Origin of the sequence: Candidatus Contendobacter odensis Run_B_J11, from assembly GCF_000531125.1 — a bacterium.
In the GTDB taxonomy this organism is placed as follows: Bacteria; Pseudomonadota; Gammaproteobacteria; order Competibacterales; family Competibacteraceae; genus Contendibacter; species Contendibacter odensensis.
Genome location: NZ_CBTK010000064.1, coordinates 25,126 through 42,553, shown reverse-complemented (window position 1 = coordinate 42,553; position 17,428 = coordinate 25,126). Strand labels below are relative to the sequence as shown.

General features: G+C 59.2%; 9 protein-coding genes. 2 read left to right on the top strand and 7 right to left on the bottom strand.

The window, feature by feature from the left end:
• Nucleotides 1-12 precede the first annotated feature (12 nt).
• Both BN874_RS05415 and BN874_RS05410 read right to left on the bottom strand, forming a co-directional pair.
• Complete coding sequence (locus BN874_RS05415; RefSeq protein ID WP_034431389.1) at nt 13-837, bottom strand: InlB B-repeat-containing protein; 825 nt, start codon at nt 835-837, stop codon at nt 13-15.
• A 207-nt stretch (nt 838-1,044) separates the two neighbouring features.
• Nucleotides 1,045-1,644 carry a hypothetical protein gene (locus BN874_RS05410; protein WP_034431388.1) on the bottom strand — a complete coding sequence of 200 codons (600 nt, stop codon included), beginning with the start codon at nt 1,642-1,644 and terminating at the stop codon, nt 1,045-1,047.
• A gap of 188 nt (nt 1,645-1,832) precedes the next feature.
• Between BN874_RS05410 and BN874_RS05405 the strand changes: the two genes are divergently transcribed.
• Complete coding sequence (locus tag BN874_RS05405; protein ID WP_034431387.1) at nt 1,833-2,993, top strand: ATP-binding protein; 1,161 nt, start codon at nt 1,833-1,835, stop codon at nt 2,991-2,993.
• Between the two features lie 33 nt (nt 2,994-3,026).
• Here the strand turns inward: BN874_RS05405 and BN874_RS05400 are convergent, their stop codons facing one another.
• The 4 genes from BN874_RS05400 to BN874_RS22215 form a co-directional block, all read right to left on the bottom strand.
• Nucleotides 3,027-4,562 (bottom strand): ATP-binding protein, encoded by a 1,536-nt coding sequence (locus BN874_RS05400; RefSeq protein ID WP_034431386.1) that lies wholly within the window; start codon nt 4,560-4,562, stop codon nt 3,027-3,029.
• Nucleotides 4,563-4,663: 101 nt separating this feature from the next.
• The gene (locus tag BN874_RS24240) at nt 4,664-8,107 is read right to left on the bottom strand and encodes a S8 family serine peptidase (RefSeq protein ID WP_051497463.1); all 3,444 of its coding nucleotides are present in this window, start codon (nt 8,105-8,107) and stop codon (nt 4,664-4,666) included.
• Between the two features lie 178 nt (nt 8,108-8,285).
• Complete coding sequence (gene cls, locus BN874_RS05390; protein ID WP_034431385.1) at nt 8,286-9,719, bottom strand: cardiolipin synthase; 1,434 nt, start codon at nt 9,717-9,719, stop codon at nt 8,286-8,288.
• Between the two features lie 398 nt (nt 9,720-10,117).
• Nucleotides 10,118-11,683 (bottom strand): CAP domain-containing protein, encoded by a 1,566-nt coding sequence (locus BN874_RS22215; RefSeq protein WP_195912112.1) that lies wholly within the window; start codon nt 11,681-11,683, stop codon nt 10,118-10,120.
• Between the two features lie 449 nt (nt 11,684-12,132).
• Here BN874_RS22215 and BN874_RS05380 point away from each other — a divergent pair, with 449 nt between their 5' ends.
• Complete coding sequence (locus BN874_RS05380) at nt 12,133-14,514, top strand: glycoside hydrolase family 31 protein (RefSeq protein ID WP_051497461.1); 2,382 nt, start codon at nt 12,133-12,135, stop codon at nt 14,512-14,514.
• Here BN874_RS05380 and BN874_RS05375 read toward each other — a convergent pair.
• Nucleotides 14,511-17,381, bottom strand: a complete 2,871-nt coding sequence (locus BN874_RS05375; RefSeq protein WP_034431384.1) for a class I SAM-dependent DNA methyltransferase — start codon at nt 17,379-17,381, stop codon at nt 14,511-14,513. The genes BN874_RS05380 and BN874_RS05375 overlap by 4 nt on opposite strands.
• Nucleotides 17,382-17,428 lie beyond the last annotated feature (47 nt).

Sequence of the window (17,428 nt, the reverse complement as noted above, 5' to 3'; positions counted from 1 at the left end):
AACTGAACGGCATCAATCCGTTCGATACCCTTCGGCTGGCGTTTGAGGGTAGGTAGTTACGGAAAATAAAAAATACTCATCTCCAATGTTTAAATTATACAACATCCCGGATTTTGGATCAAAAGAGAGTGAAATTCGTTCTACACTCTCTGAATAAAACACGGCTCCGTTGTAGTTCTGATTTCGCTCGTCAAACTGCAAGGCTAGATAAGCATCAGAGATAGCTGACCGGAAGATAACTGGCACTTCAGTATCTCCCGTTTGAGTTATGTAGTAGCAGGGTTCAACGTCACAGTTTTGCGTAGTTGTATTAAAAGTGGCGGCGGCGCTTTTTACGGCGCTCATCGTTAACATACAGTTTCCGGTCCCCGAACACGCCCCATTCCAGCCGGCGAAGGTGGAACCCGTATCAGCAGTGGCGGTCAAGATGACGCTGGTTCCACTGGCATAGCTCTCCGTGCAGTCGCTGCCGCAATTGATACCCGTGCCAGTAACCGTACCACTGCCCGTACCAGCCTTACTAACAGTCAGGGCATAAGTGGAGACGTTCTGGTTGAACGTCGCTATAACCGGGCAAGCAACAGTGATTGCGCCGGTGGTATAGGTCGTTCCACTCAGAGTTCCACCACAGCCGCTGACGCTGGCGGTATAGCCGCTATTGGGTGTGACCGTGAAGGTGGTGGTCGCCCCTTTGCTCACCGTCCGGGATGCCGGGGTAATGCTGCCATTGGCTCCGGCAGTGGCGGTAACGGTATAAGTAGAAACATTTTGACCAAAGCGACCCGCCACCGGCAAATCCCCTTGCTGGCCGAAACTGCCTTCGTAGCAGCGATCCACGCTGCACCCATCCCATTTCCCGTTGCCGTTGTAGTCGAGATACCAAGTGCCATTGCGGAAGACGCCGACCTTGGCCTTGCCATCGCCGTTCCAGTCGCCCGCCGCCGGGAGATCGCCCGCCTGACCAAAGCTGTTATACAGGCATTGGTCCAGTCCGCCGTCCTGCTGGCAACCATCCCATTTGCCGTTACCGTTGTAGTCGAGGTACTAGGTGCCCGCCCGGAATACCCCAACGCCTGCTTTCAATCCGCCATCCCAGTTACCCTCAACTGGCCAATCGCCAAACTGGCCGAAGTTCAGACAGAGGTCGGTGCCGCAGCCGTCCCACGCGCCGTTGCCGTTGGCATCCAAGAACCACTGGCCGTTGCGGAACACGCCAATCTTGGCAAAACCGGTGCCATTCCAGTCCCCGGTGACCGGCAAATCCCCGGCCATACCAAAGCCGACATAACAGCCGTCGACCCCGCAGCCGTCCCATTTTCCGTTGCCGTTGCGGTCAATGAACCATTGGCCGGTGCCGGAACGCAGCACCCCGACGGAGCTATTCGCGCCGCCGTCCCAGTTACCCACGGCAGGCAGATCACCGGCCTGACCAAAGCTGTTGTACAGGCATAAATCCAATCCGCCATCCTGTTGGCACTTGTCCCACGCGCCATTGCCGTTGGCATCCAGAAACCAGGTGCCATTGCGGAAGACGCCCACGGCGACCCCAGTCGCGGCTTGGGCGATGGACAGGCTTAAAAATAAGCCTAATGCTATTAGTAACTTAAATGAGACGGTTGGGGGGGGTAACTGCCGACGAAACATGGGGATTTTTCCTGCCGCAAGGGCGTGGGTGAAAGGATGTGTCAACGGGATGCAACGTAAGGATAGCTGATGTCCAGCCGGTTGTCTGTAAAGCAGGTTATCACACAAGGTTATTCTACCCATCCCGGCAATTTATTAACCATGAAAATCGAAAAATCAACTTTCTATTTTCATGGTATTATGCCCAAATGATTCAACGTCCCATCCTTCTGCAAAAAGTCCACACGGCTCTGGAACGCAATCCAGTGGTCGCCCTGATCGGTTCCCGCCAGTGCGGCAAAACCACCTTGGCGCGAGAATGGGTCAAGGTGGACTCTGCCGGTTACTTCGATCTTGAAGATCCCATCAGTCTCGCCCGGTTAAGCGAACCGATGACGGCCCTGCGCGAGTTGCGAGGGCTGGTGGTAATTGATGAGGTGCAACGTCGCCCTGAGTTGTTTCCAATCCTGCGAGTGTTGGCTGACCGTCAACCCCTAGCCGCCCGGTTTCTGGTTCTCGGCAGCGCATCGCCTGAATTATTGCGGCAATCCTCGGAGTCGCTCGCCGGGCGACTGGAAATCGTGGTCATGGCCGGATTCAGCCTGGCGGAAGTCGGCGTCAATGCACAGGCGCAACACTGGCTGCGCGGCGGTTTTCCCCGGTCGTTTCTGGCGCGGACGGAAACAGACAGTGTGGCGTGGCGGAAAAACTTCATTCAAACCGTGCTGGAGCGGGATTTGCCCCAAGCCGGGATCGCCGCGCCCCCGGTTGCTCTGCTCCGGTTTTGGACGATGCTGGCCCACTATCACGGCCAACTCTGGAATGCGGCTGAACCGGCCCGTTCGCTGGGCGTGAGTGAACCGACCGTGCGCCGCTATCTGGATGTGTTATCCGGGGTATTCATGATCCGCCAACTACGGCCTTGGCATGCCAATGTGAAGAAACGGCAGGTCAAAGCGCCGAAGGTGTATTTTAACGACGCTGGCTTACTGCATCAGTTGCTGGGCATCCGCTCCCCACATCACCTGCTGAGTCATCCCAAGTGCGGAGCATCCTGGGAAGGCTATGTGATCGAAGAGGTTTTCAAGGCGCTGGAGCCGGATGAAGCCTATTTTTGGGCGACGCATAACGGGGCCGAGATCGATTTGATAGTGCTGAAAGAAGGGCGACTGCTGGGGATCGAATGCAAGCGCATGGATGCGCCGCGCCTGACGCCTTCGATGCGAATCGCGCTGGATGATCTCAACCTGGAGCGGATCGCCGTGGTATATCCCGGAACACAGCGGTATCGACTGGCGGAGCGGGTAGAGGCGGTGCCTTTGGCGGCGTTAGTCGAGGGAATGGAAGGGGTGTTTCCCGGTCTGTCCTGAGAACCGCAGCAGGTTCGCTGTCTGTCATTCTTCTCAGCCCCGCTCCCAGGCAAACCCGACCAGATTGCGCTGCTCGCGACTGAAATCCATCCCGATCAGCGTCACCGGCTGTCCGGCATAGCGCAAGTGATAGCCCTTGGTTTTAATCTGATCCAGCGCCCGTTGCCCGCCGTCGTCCTCGGCCAGCTTGAATTCCAGTAGCCAGACGCGCCCCTGATATTCAATCACTAAATCCACCTGACCCTGATGACTGGCTTCTTCGGCACGGGTTTCCACCCCCAGCGCCGCAAACAGGCAATAGACCAGCGACGCCCAGTAGCCTTCATAACCCGCCAGGTTATTTCGGCGATACCAGTTATGTGGGATCGAGGCAAAGAAGGCGTGCAACGCGGGACGCAGGGCTGCGGGATCATCCTGCTCCAGCGCCTGAAACAACCGATCTTCGGCTCGTTGTTGCTCGCGCCGACTCGGCACATAGCGGCGCAGAACCGCCTGCGGCAAGCTGACTCGCACCTCGTGATTGGGAAAGCCCAGCCGGTAGCGAAAGCCATTGGGCCGCACCTGCCGCTCGCGCACCGTGGCGTAGCCAGTCTGAAACAGCAGCGCCTCGGGCTCAATTGCCTCCACTTCAAACGCCCCCAGCAGGTCTTCGCTGGCCCAGTAGTCGTCGGCTTCGGCGATGACAAACTGCCGCTGGCGCAATAATTCAATGAGAAAAGTCGGGGTCCCGGTCTCGAACCAGTAGGGTTTGAACTCACGGTGGCGCAAATATAAAAGGATGTCGAACGGGTTGTAGACCGGTTCGCCGAGGAAGTTGTAGCCGTTGTACCAGCGCTGCATTTCCGCCAAATCCACCCCGTCCAGATACTCGGCAAAGGCACCGACCAGTTCCGCATGGGTATAGCCGCACAGGGTCGCGGCGCGGGGATCCAGCGTGAGGTCTTCCAGATTGTTCAACCCGGAAAACAGCGAGACCTTGGAGAACTTGCTGACTCCAGTCAGCAGCACGAATTTGAGATGCGGGTCGAGGCTTTTGATCACTGAGTAAAAGTTACGCAGCCCTTCCCGCATCGCCCGCGCCCGTTCTGGCTCGCTTAAATTATCCAGAATCGGCTTGTCGTATTCGTCAATCAACAGGACGACCGGTTGACCGGCGGCCTCACTCAGGTTCCGCACCAGCCGGGCCAGCGTAATGTGAATAGGGGCCTCCTGCCACGCCAGACCGTGACGTTGGTGATTGAGGCGCATCTGGTCTTGCAGGGTGGCGTCCAGCAGGGCACGGTCGGTCAGCACGCCCTCGCCAAAGTCAAAGCGCAGCACCGGATACTTTCGGCTCCAGTCCCAGTGCGTTTCCAGATACAGCCCCTCAAACAACTCCCGGCTACCGGCGAACGCTTCGGCCAGCGTATCCACCAGCAGGCTTTTGCCAAAGCGCCGGGGCCGGGCCAAAAAGTAGTATTTGCCTTCCTCGGCCAGCCGGGCGACATGGGCGGTTTTGTCGACATAGACGTAGCCTTGGGTGCGCATCTCGCGCAGGTTTTGCAGGCCGATGGGTAATTTGAGTTTCATGCGGCGGACTCCGATGCAGCGGGGACGGGGGCAAGAAACTATAGCGCAACGCCACCACCAAAAAGCCCCGCCGGGGCGGGGCTAATGAGCGGGTGATTCATTTACCACTTGCCCGCGACCGGCAAATCCCCGGCTTGGCCGAAACTGCCGAAGTAGCAGCGATCTACGCTACAGCCATCCCAAGCGCCGTTGCCGTTGTAGTCCAGATACCAGGTCCCGTTGCGGAACACGCCGACTTTAGCTTTGCCGTCGCCGTTCCAATCGCCCGCTGCTGGCAAATCACCGGCTTGGCCAAAGCTACTGAAGTAACAGTGATCAATGCCGCAGCCATCCCACGCCCCGTTGCCGTTGTAATCCAGATACCAGGTACCCGCACGGAACACACCCACCCCGGCTTGACGACCCCCGTTCCAGTTGCCGGCCACCGGTAGATCACCGCTCTGGCCGAAGCTCAAGCAGAGTTCCGTGCCGCAACCGTCCCACGCGCCGTTACCGTTGGCATCCAAAAACCACTGGCCGTTGCGGAACACCCCGATTTTGGCGACGCCGTTACCGCTCCAGTCGCCCGCCACCGGCAGATCACCGGCTTGGCCAAAGCCGCTGTAACAGCCATCAGCGATGCAGCCGTCCCATTGCCGGTTGCCATTACGGTCTACGAACCATTGGCCGGTGCTGGAACGCAACACCCCGATGTAGCTCTTGCTACCGCCATCCCAGTTGCCGGAAGCGGGCACGTCGCCGGCTTGACCAAAGCCGCTGAAGCAGTATTCGACGCCGCAGCCCTCCCACGCGCCGTTGCCGTTGGCGTCGAGGAACCATTGGCCGTTGCGGAAGACGCCGACCTTAGCTGCCGGTTGGGACTGGATCAGCTTGAAAGTAGCGGTGACGCTCTTGGCCGTATTCATGCTGACCGTGCAACTACCGGTTCCCACGCAGGCTCCACCCCACCCGCTGAATACCGAATCGGTCACCGGCTGTGCCGTCAGGATGACCGTTGCTCCGGGTGCGAAATTTGCGCTGCAAATGGCCCCGCAATCTATCCCCGCCGGGGTGCTGCTTACCTTGCCGCTGCCAGTGCCATCCTTGGCCAGGGTGAGCGTCAACAGGGAATTGGCAATCGCCAGCGGGTTGGTCGCCGCCAAGCCATTGTTGCTTTCATTGCTTTCAGCGACTGACCCCACCGTATCGGCATAAGCGCCCAGATAGTAGGTTCCCGTCGACACGGTGGCGGGAATCACGATATCGCCACTGCATCGCACCGTAGCGCCACCCGCCATTGGATCGAGCGAACAGCCCCAACCGGTATTGAGGTCACTGGTGGTAATCGTCGAATCGCTCGACAGAAAGAAGCTGAGCCGGGAAGCGCCCGTCGCCACCGCGCTCTGATTTACCACCGTAGCGGCGACGGCGATCTTGCCGCCGGGCGTGCCATTAGCGGGACTGGTGGCTTCAACCACGGTTAGATCGGGCAAACTGGCTTGAGAGGGGGTGAAAGCGACCGCATCCACCCAGCCGGCATCGCTGCCCTCGAAGAAAGAATCGTCCTTGAAATAGAACCACTTGATTTCATGGGTGCCCGCGCCGATATTCACCGTCTGGCTTAACCAGCCGGTTTCGCCACTAAGCCAGTCCTGCAACACATCATCAATGTAGAACAGCAGATAGTCGTAATCGGCCTCGGACGATGTTCGCCACTGAAAAGTGAGGGTTCCCGGCCCGGTTAGCGCTGCGGACAATTCCGACCACTGTCCATCGTCGATCACACCGCTTTGAGCCGCGTCGCGGTCGCTGAATTGCACCCCCCGCCAGCCAACATCGCCCCCGCTACGCCAATTCAGGGCCGCATTATCCAACGCCTCGGCCAGCGAGATTTCTCCACTCGCGCCATTGAAAATCGCTGTCACGCTCTTGGCCGCGGCCATCGTCACCTGACAAGCTCCGGTCCCGGCACAGGCTCCGCCCCAGCCGCCGAAGGTTGAACCCGCTGCCGGTTGCGCCGTCAAGCTGACCGAAGTGCCATCGGCAAAATTCGCGCTACAGCTCGTACCACAGGCAATGCCGGTTGGGCTGCTGTTCACCGTGCCGCCGCCGGTACCGCTCTTGGCCACTGTCAGCAGATAGGCGGTGCGGTTGCTGCTAAAGGCGCTCAACAGATCGATACGCGGTTTAGTGATGCCATTAGTATCGGTGATCGGCTGCCCGGTGCTGGTCAGCCGCCCGATGGTCGCATCCACCGATTCACCGGGATACGCCGCCCGTAGTACCGCTATCGCGCCCGCCACATGCGGCGTGGCCTGCGAGGTGCCACTCTGGGTGATTCCGGCCGCAGTGATACTCGATCCGGGCGCCAGCAGGGTCAGGAAGCTGGCGCTGTTGGAAAAGCAGGTGATCTGGTCGGCCTGGGTCGCGGCATCGGTGCAGTTGCTCCACGCCATGCGACCCATTGCCGAGTCGTACACCGCGCCTACCGAGACTGCTGCCGGGGCGCAGGCCGGCGAGGACAGCGCGTTTTTGTAGGCTTCATTCCCCGCCGCGACCGCCGCCAGAATGCCAGCAGCTTTAGCATTGGCGAGTGGGGTCGCGAACACATCGGAGGCGCAGGGCGAGCTGAAGCGACTGCCGCCCAGACTCAGATTTAGAGCTACGATGTTATAGGCGGCCTGATTGGCAATCGCCCAGTTAATTGCCGCGATGATGTCAGTGGACGAAGCGAGGTCGTTTTCAAAGACGTCAAGCGCAGCGATCCGGGCACCGGGCGCGACGCCGAGTACGGTACCGGCAACATTGGTGCCGTGGCCGTTGTCATCCAGAGCGCCGTCGTTGGGCGCAAAATCCTGGGCGAACGCTACTTTGCACGCACCGCCGGGTGTTGCGCAGTTCCCGAAAGCAGCTCGGGCGTAATCCACCCCGGTATCGAGTACCGCGACCGTGACGCCAGTGCCGGTTCCACCTTGAGCAGCGGTTTCCGGTTGCCGAATCAGTGGCAAGCTTTCGTTGAGCATGAGTTTCAGTTGAACGTCGGAGTACACCGCCTTGACGCCCGGTTGCTGCAACAAGGCATCCAGCGCCGCCAGCGACTGCACCCGCAATACGCTCATCGGCAGGTGGCTGTAGTCGCTCACTACGGTGAACGACTCCGCCGCCAAGGTGGTCAGCGTTTGTTCTTTGCGTTGACGGTAGCGCGAGACCCGTTCGGCCAGGATGGCGGCGTCATCGTGGGGCAAGGCGGCTTGGCTGCGTCGGGTTTCGGCCATAGCCACAACTTCTGCCTGATCAAATTCCACGATGACCTGGATAGCGCGGTTTTGAGTAAGGGCGCTGCGATCTTGCAGCGAAAGCGGGTTGCGGAACGGTTTGGGGGGACGAGCGGCTGGATTAAGATCGGGTTGGACGCTGAGAGAGGGCGCGAGGGTGTCAATGGCGTAGTCTGGCGTGGCCGCCAAAGTGAGCGTCGGCAGCGATAGACCGGTCACCAGCGCAATCGCAATCCAGAGCAACCCACGGAACGCGGGCACGGAGAAGCACAAGGTTGGAAAATGGGTCATGGCCGATATCTCCCGCTGGTGAGTGCTTATGTGGAACCGTGGCCGGGGCTTCCAGCCGGTGAACAGAATACGGGCTGGAAGCCCCGGCCACGCGCTGTCCGCACAATAGAACTGGTTTGGACACCAAAGCAAAAGTCCTGTTATTCAGGAAATTGTAGTTAGAACCCGGCAGTTCCGCTCACAACAGCGGCGATAACAGCCGGGCGGTGGCTTCTGCCAACCGCTGGCCTAGCGAAGCGCGGCGACCGGGTTTGACATAGCGCTGAGCCTGTCGCAAGTCGGCGCTAAAACTGCGCGCCAGTCGTATCGCCAGTCCGGCATCGTAGAGGACGGCCACTACCTCGAAATTCAACGCCAAACTGCGGTGGTCGAAATTGGCGCTGCCGATGGCCGCGATGCGTTCGTCTATCACCAGCAGTTTGGTATGCAGCATCGGCGGGCCATATTGGTGAATCAGGACTCCAGCGCTGATCAGTTCATCGTAGTAACTGTGGGCGGCGGCTGTGACCAGCCGCGAGTCGCTGCGTTTGGGCGTCAGTAGCTTCACCTCCACCCCACGCAGAGCCGCGCTCCTCAAGGCCATGTTCAGCGCCTCGTTCGGGACGAAATAGGGCGTGGATAGCAACACCTGTCGCTGGGCACCGCTGATGGCGGCAAAGAAGCATTGGGCAATGGCATAGCGGTCGTTATCAGGACCGGATTCGACGATTTGCAGCCAAGGTCCCGCCGAATGCGGGGGGAACTGCGGGAAAAATTCCGGTTGGAAGGGCGCGTGATCGGTGGCGAAATACCAGTCTTCCAGAAAAATGAAGTGCAGCCGGTGTACCGGTTCGCCCTCAATGCGTAAATGGGTGTCGCGCCAAGCGGTTACGCCGCTGCAACGGGTGCTGTGTGCATCGCTGACGTTGATACCGCCAATGAACCCGATCCGACCATCGCAAACCACGATCTTGCGGTGAGTGCGGAAATTGACGTGATTCGGTCGCAGTCGGCGCAACCGGAGCGGATTAAACCAAGCGGTCATTCCGCCCGCATCCCGCAGCGGTTGCAGGAAACGGCGGCTAATCCGGTTCGATCCCATCGGATCGAGCAGCAGCCGTACCGCGATTCCCGCCCGGGCTTTTTCTATCAGCAGATCGCGCAATCGGGTTCCGACCCGATCCGGTTGCCACAGGTAGTATTCGAGATGGACGTGGTGCTGGGCAGCGACGATAGCGGTTTCCAGCGCCTGAAAGCAGGCGTCACCGCTTTCCAGCACCGTAACTGCGGTAGCCGGGCTGAGTGCGCCTTGGCCGAGTCGTTCCAGCAGTCGCGCCAGTTGCCGTTCCAGGCCAGCAGTCGGGAAGCCGGATGGAGTGTAGCCGGGGCGCAGGTGGTGGGTAGACTGGATTAAGCGGGCACGGGCACGGCCATAGCGCCGCCGCCGCCGATGCAGCCGGCGTGGCCCGAACAGCAGGTACACCAGAAACCCGAAGTAGGGCATGAACAGTAGCGCCAGCAGCCAGGCCAAGGTGGCGGTCGGTGAGCGCCGCTCCAGAATCAGCCCGACCGCAACCAGCGCGATCCACAGCAGCCAGGCCAGTGAGAGCAATGCGATCAGGGGTTCGGTCATGCGGGTTCAGCCGGTAGAGTTTTTTGAACCGCAGGCTCCCCCCTTTGTTAAAGGGGGCTGTTATTTTAACCGGGCGGGATTGACGAAGGGTAGGGTGGATAAGCGTAGCGCATCCACCTTAGCCGCTTGGTGGATGCGGCGCAAAGCGCCTTATCCACCCTACCCATCCCTGATTTGGTTTGAGGTCGGTTGATGCGCCAGGGGAAGGTTCTGCGCCGGTGCGATTTGCAAAGCCGTTGAATCTAATGAGAAACGGTATAACCGGGGTGGTGGCTTTGCCGCCGCATTAAAAAAGCCGGGGTGCGATCCCCGGCTTGGTTTCTAACGCTCATCGCTTCAAAGCGGCCGGCAGGAGTAAGGCTACCGGGAGTGAAACTATTGGCGAGTTTGGGAGAGTTTTACCACTTGCCGGCGACCGGCAAATCCCCTTGCTGGCCGAAGCTGCCGAAGTAGCAGCGATCCACGCTACAGCCGTCCCATGCGCCGTTGCCGTTGTAGTCGAGGAACCAGGTGCCATTGCGGAATACCCCGACCTTGGCTTTGCCGTCGCCGTTCCAGTCGCCCGCTGCGGGTAAATCGCCCGCCTGGCCGAAGCTGCCGAAGTAGCAGCGATCCACACCGCAGCCGTCCCATTGCCCGTTGCCGTTATAGTCCAGATACCAGGTCCCGGCGCGGAATACGCCGACCCCCGCCGGAACACCGCCATTCCAGTTACCTGCCACCGGCAAATCAAGAGCTTGGCCGAAGCTCAGGCAGAGATCGGTGCCGCAGCCGTCCCATTTGCCGTTGCCATTGGCATCGAGGAACCACTGCCCGTTGCGGAAGACTCCTATTTTGGCAAAGCCGGTGCCGTGCCAATCGCCCGCTACGGGTAGGTCACCGGGCGCACCAAAGCCGACATAGCAGCCGTCAGCGACGCAGCCATCCCATTGCCGGTTGCCGTTGCGGTCAATGAACCATTCGCCAGTGCCGGAACGCAGCACCCCGATGTAGCTCTTGCTGCCGCCGTCCCAGTTGCCGGAGGCGGGCATATCACCGGCCTGACCAAAGCCGGTAAAGCAGAATTCGGTGCCGCAGCCCTCCCAAGTGCCGTTGCCGTTGGCATCGAGGAACCACTGGCCGTTGCGGAACACGCCGACGGCAGCAGAAGTAGGCGGCGATTCGCCATTGACCACAAAGTCCAGCTTCACATTTTGCCCAGTGCCGGTCACCGTCCTGGTTGCAGGCGCTGGAATAGAGCCGTCGGAGAAAATCACATCCAATTGCCCGGTACCGCCGCCGCTGGTGTAGGGGAGGGCAAATCCTCCAGAAGTGGAAGTCACTGCATAGTAGGCTCCACCAGTCAGCCGAACAGTCACGTTGGCTACGCCTTCGCCCACGTCATAAAAATCGTTGCCATTCAAGTCTTCATAGACGACGCCCGTCAGCAACGGTCCAGGCGTTCCATCACTGCGGGCAAAGTCTTGGGTACCCATCAAGGCATTCCAACTCTCAAACCGTCCAGTCAACAAACCCATCCCGACCTCATCAAAACTGGCATTCATCAGATTGGCACGATGTCCCGCGCTCAAAAACCAGCCATCATGCATTGAGGCAGTGGATTCCGTGACCTGGATCGTTCCCGTTGTACCTTGCCAAGCAATGTTTTCACCCCATGTCCAGCTCCCGCTGAATGGATAACCGGCGCTTTCCATGCGATCCCCTGGGCTGCTGCCCGCTACGCCGGTATGACTGAAAGTGTCCGTATCCAGCATCCACTGGCTGTGGGCACGAGCGGTAGTGATCAGTTGCGGTTGCAAGGCCAGCGGAGGTTTGGGAGCGGTGGTAATGGTGCCCGGAGCAAGCCCTTGGTTCAGATCAATGCCCAAGCGGGCTGCTTCCGCAGCAGGGTTGGCTCGCGCCCGGTTGACCAGCTCCAATAGATACTGCTCATTGGGACTGGGGTCTCCATGCGTGAAGAGCATTGGTTGCGCGGCAGCGGGTTGAATCAGTTGCCGTGTTTGAGCAGTGATTCCCGATTCAAAAATCGGCGTACTAATGCTTCCGCTTGTTTGAGGGACAGTGATTGGCGAAGAGGTCAATGCAGGCGCTGCCTGAGTAGCGGGCAGCCAAAAAAACGCCAGTAAAGTCAACAGCATATATCGTAAACGTGGTTTCATTAGTTTAAACCCTGAGTTGAATTTAATGATGCCTATGAAAGATAATTTGTTGATTTTTAACGAAAAAAACTGTCAGAAGTATTGAATAGGGGAAGGGGACGAATACCGACAAAACATGGGAATTTCTCCTGTCAAAAGAGCAATGGTTGTTAGTGGCTCGCATAAACCCACTGATTGATATTGAAGCATAATATTTGAGGGCCCTCACCGAAATTTAGCAACCCTCACCAGCGCTTGCTTGGAGAATCACTGTCATGTTCTTCGGCCAGAAAATCCATCCGCTCAATTTTGACTATGCCGATACGCTGACCGTCGCAGGCGATACCGTTGAACTCATCGGGCGTGGTGTCCAGTTGCGGGTTCGCTGCGCCGATGTCGCCGAGGGCTGTTTGCGGCTGCGCTTCGAGAACGCTCAGGTTGATGATTCACACCAGTATTCCGATGCCGTGCTGCCGGAATGGCGCGAGGGGCGACCGGTTATAGCGCGGTTGGACACGGAAACGGCGCTTTTCGCCGCAGAAGCCGGAAGGGTCGAACTGAGTACAACGCAATTGCGGCTGGAACGGGCCGATTTCACCTTGGCAACGGTCACTGCGGGTATTGGTTGCCGCAGCGAGAATTTGTTACTCAATTTCGCTCTGAGCGACATTGACGGTTGCTACGGCTTTGGCGAGCGCACCAAACGCCTCAACAAGCTGGGCGATAGCGCTGATTGCCTGACCGTGGATGTGGTGGCGATGTTTCGGCACACCTACAGTCGTGACGACTACGATCCGACCTATGTCGCCATTCCCTTCGCCATTCTCAAAACGGGCGAGCGGTTTCTGGGGCTGTTCTTCGACAACCCAGGTCGGGCGATTCTGGACGCTGGCAAGAGTCAGTCCGGCGAATTCTGGTATCAGTCCCTCGGCGGCACGACTGACCTTTACCTTGTGGCCGGGCCGAGTTTGGCAGAGGTGACGCGGCGCTATGCGACGTTGACCGGACGGGCGCCGCTGCCGCCATTATGGGCGCTGGGCTATCACCAGTGCCGCTGGGGTTATCAGTACGAAGCAGAGTTTCGAGAACTGGCGGCGCAGTTCGCCGCCGCCGAGGTGCCGGTCAGCGCCTTGTGGTACGACATTGATTATATGGACGGCTGCCGGCTGTTCACCTGGGATCGGGTCGATTTTCCCGATCCCGCTGCGCTCAATCGTGATTTGAAAGCGGTCGGCATTCGCGCCGTGACGATTATTGATCCCGGCGTCAAGCGCGAACCTGGCTACGCGGTGTATGACAGCGGCCGGGAACAGGCGGCGTTCTGCCAGACCGCCAGCGGGCGGGAGTATGTGGGCAAGGTCTGGCCCGGCGATACCGTGTTTCCTGATTTCACGCTGGAGACGACCCGCGACTGGTGGGCGGGCCGGTTGGCGGATTTTCTGCGTGCCAGCGCGGTGGACGGGGTGTGGCTGGACATGAACGATCCCGCTACCGGCTACAGCCGCACCGAGGAGATGCGCTTCAATCACGGCGCGATCCCGCATGATCGCTATCACAACCAGTACGCTCATTTCATGGCGATGGCCAGCCGGCAAGCGTGTGATCGGCTCGATCCTGAGGGCCGCCCTTTCCTGTTGACTCGCAGCGCCTGCGCCGGCACCCAACGCTACAGTGCGGTGTGGACCGGCGATAACGCCAGCAACTGGAAGCATCTGCGGATGGCGCTGCCGTGTTCGCTGAATCTGAGCCTGTCCGGCGCAGCGTTCAATGGGCCGGATGTGGGCGGCTTCATGGACGACACCAGCGCCGAATTACTGGTGCGCTGGCATCAGGCCGGCTGTCTATTTCCATTCTTCCGCAACCATTCCATCCGCCATTCCCGCTCGCAGGAACCGTGGCAGTTCGGGCTGGAGCCGCTGGTGGCAATTCGGGGCGCGATTCGCAGCCGCTACCGCTTGCTGCCGTATTTGTATCAGTGTTTTTTCGCCCACTGGCGCAGCGGCGATCCGGTGATGCGTCCGCTGCTGTATCACTACGCCGGGCCGGAATATGTGAATCTGGACGATCAGTATCTGGTTGGCGATGCCCTGCTGGTCGCGCCGATTCTGCACGGCGAAGGGCAAGGGCCGGAAATCGTTCGCGCCGGAGTGAAGATGCAGGAACGGGCAATACGTCTGCCGCCGGGTTTCTGGTTTGATCTGAATCGGGGCGAGTGGGTTGAAGGCGGCCAGCTTGTGTCGTATGCCGCCGCCTTGGATGAGTTGCCGCTGTTCGTCCGCGATGGGGCAGTCGTGCCGTACTACGCCGGGCCGTTGCACAACAGCATCATGGATTTAAGCACGGTCGAATTGCATCTGTTCTGTCGGGAAAAACCGGCGCGGTTCGAGTATGTGCTGGATGACCAGGAAACGCGGCGTTATCAAGCTGGCGCTTACGGTATTGCCCACATCTCGGCGGATAGTGCAGGCGAGCGGTTGCAGGTGGAAATTGCCGAATCGGGCGCTTATCCACCGGATACGGTGCGCTTTATCCCAGTGGTTTATGGTCGCCCGGAACTGCGGGAACTGGAATTCACCGTCAATGGCCGCACCGTCATCCGATCACTGCAAACCGAACGGCGCGAATGGCTGTGTCGGCAATGGCCGGTACGGGCCTAAACAGCGCGTTCCCGGTTCAACGCCAGCAAGCGCCGCAAAACCTTATCATCGCTCAAATCCACCGGCCAGCCGTAAGCAGCAGCCACCGCGTGATCGAGATCGCGGTGAGCGTTCGCCAGCCACGCCGGGCGCTGATTGTACAGGTTCGTCAAGGTGCGCTTCTTTAGTTCAGCCGCATGTTCCGGTTTCGGAATGAGTCGGTCGGGATAACCGGGCACGACTTCGGGAAGGCGATCCACCCATTGCGGCGGATTCAGCCAGTTATCCCGCAGTTCGTTGAGTTTTTGAGCGGCGGCGGCAATAACTTGAGCGCGGGGATCATCGACATAGGCGCTGGCCGGAATGTTCGGCTGCAAGCCATCCGGGAACGGGAAGGTTTCAAAGCAGGTCGTGGGCGTGTAGCGGGAATCGTTGCCTTTGCCAAGCCATGTACACGTTCGCAGCGCCCACAGTTCATGGAAGCGGGAATGCAAGATGCCAAAGGTGGTGTCGTCGTCACGAGCGATGACCACGACCAGATTTTCAGGAAGCTGGATTTTGTCTAGCCAGACAAAGAAACGGTATTTTGAGACCATCGAAGTCGCAATGAATCGGCCTAAAGACTGTAAAGCAGTGCGTAGTTCAGGTCTTGACCTCTGCATTAACCACCAGCGTTGATTTGCCCGATCTTCTCGCTTACCGACCCGTAGCGGTTTGATGTATTTAGCTGAGTATTCAAACGGGGCTTCATATAAAGCTGCCTGTGCTTCCGGCATACTCACACCGAAGTCAATAATCCATGTATCTGAATATCTACGATTAATATCCATCCCGTTTGCCCATGGATGCAACACGTCGCTATTGGGTCGACCGTTAGGGTTCGGTAATTTTAGCCACTGTCGCGCCAAGTCACCGGCAATGTTGAAGGGACCGTTTTTTTGGGTGCCGATGAAAGATACACCCGCGTTTTCCAGTAGCGGCTTGGCTTGCGTTAAATCCAGGCTGCCGTCATCGCCTTCCTTTCGTCCCTTCAAATCCGCGTGAATCGCTGTCACTGACTGCCCATCCAGTATCACCGGCTGCCCGTGGCCCTGCTTGCCGAAGCACACCAGCGACACCCGCACCGCCGCGCCCTCATTGAACCATTCCTGATCAGACCAGGCATTGAAGATCGCCAGCTTTTCACCCCCATCCCCACCCTCCCCCGTCAAGGGGGAGGCAGTGTTCAGAATCCGCTCCAGCACCTTGCGATTCGCGCCGCCGCGAATGGAATTGGTCGCGACCAGTCCTGCCCGCTGGACGTGACCCGCTTCAATCAGCACCCGCGCTTTCTCAAACCAGTAGCAAACCAAATCCGCAGCGCCCGGAACCCGGCACTGATAGGTCTGGCGCAAGGTCGCTATGTACGCATCGCCCAAGGCGGCTAACTGTTTCTTGTCGCCCAGAAACGGCGGATTACCGACGATCACCGTGGTCGCCGGCCAAGTGGCTTCGATCCCATCATCGTTCAGCAGCGCATCCCGGCACAGAATCTGGTTCAGCGGCTTGAGGATCGGTTGTTCATTCAGGTTGTAGCCGTGGCCGATCATCCATTGAATTTCGCCGATCCAGACCGTCAACCGGGCCAGCTCGGCGGCATAGTCGTTGATCTCGATGCCCGCAACCGCCTCCGGGCCAACGGCGGGAAAGCCGCGTTGCAAGCCCAGCGCCTCCGCTTCCAGCATGACCTGGTGTTCAAGGTCTTTCAGCGTCCGCAAGGCGACGTACAGGAAATTGCCGGAGCCGCAGGCCGGGTCCAGGACGCGGAAGGTGCGCAACCGTTCCAGGAAGCCTTGCAGCGTCTGCTCGGCCTGAATGCGTTTCGGCTTCTTCGTGGCTAACAGAAGCGCCATGTCGGCCTTCACCGTCGCCCACTCCGCTAACAGCGGTTCGCGGATCACCGGCACAATCAGCCGTTCGATGGAACCGGCGTCGGTGTAATGCGCGCCCAACTGGCTGCGCTTGTCCGGGTCCAAGCCGCGCTCGAACAGGGTGCCGAAAATCGCCGGTTCAATCTCCGACCAGTCCAGAGCGGCGGCAGAATGCAGCGTGTCAAGGTCAGTGTGTTGCAGCGGCAGGCAGGCGGCATCATCGAACAGTCCGCCGTCGAACCAAGCGATTTTGTCCAGACCAAAGTGGCCGCCTTGGTGCATGGCGCGAAACAAATCGCCCGCCATGGAGAGAAATTCAGCGGGTGACGGGCGGGCGCGGGCCAGCAGCTCGCTGAATAGCCGATGCGGCAACAGGCCGATGTCCTCGGCGAACAAACAAAACAGCAGCCGGGTCATAAAGTGCGCTACCGCCAGCGGCGGGTGGCCACGTTGCCGCAGGCGTTGCGCCAGACCGCCCAGGATCGTAGCCGCGTCTTCGGTAACCTTCTGCCGGGTGACGGTCGGCTTTAGCCGCTCTGGCTCGGTGAACGCCCACTTCAGCAGTTGCAGCTTCGCGGGATCGGCTAAATCCTCCAGCGCCAGCCGACGCACCGTGTGAACGGTGTTGGTGAAATGGGTATGAATTTCAATCGTCGCCATGTCGGAGACGATCAGCAGCGGCGGGTTATCCAGCGCCAGCGCGTATTGCTGTAACTGGCGCAAGGCTGCGCTCAAGTCTTTGTGCTTGCCCTTGTACTCCCAGGCGAAGCAGTCTTTTTTCCACACATCGGCCCAGCCATCACCGCCGCCGGTTTTCTTCGCCCCCTTCTCGAAAGTGAACCACTCGCCATGCGGATCGGCAATCGCTGGCTGGATTACGCCCAGCAAGTCGCAGAGTTGATTGAAATGCGACTGCGAGCCGCTGCGCTCTTTCAGCGTATTCTCGCGCCAGAGATCGATGAACTTTTCGGGGGTCATGGTGATGTGGGTTACTTTTGGGCCGACAATGGGTGGCTAAAGAGAGA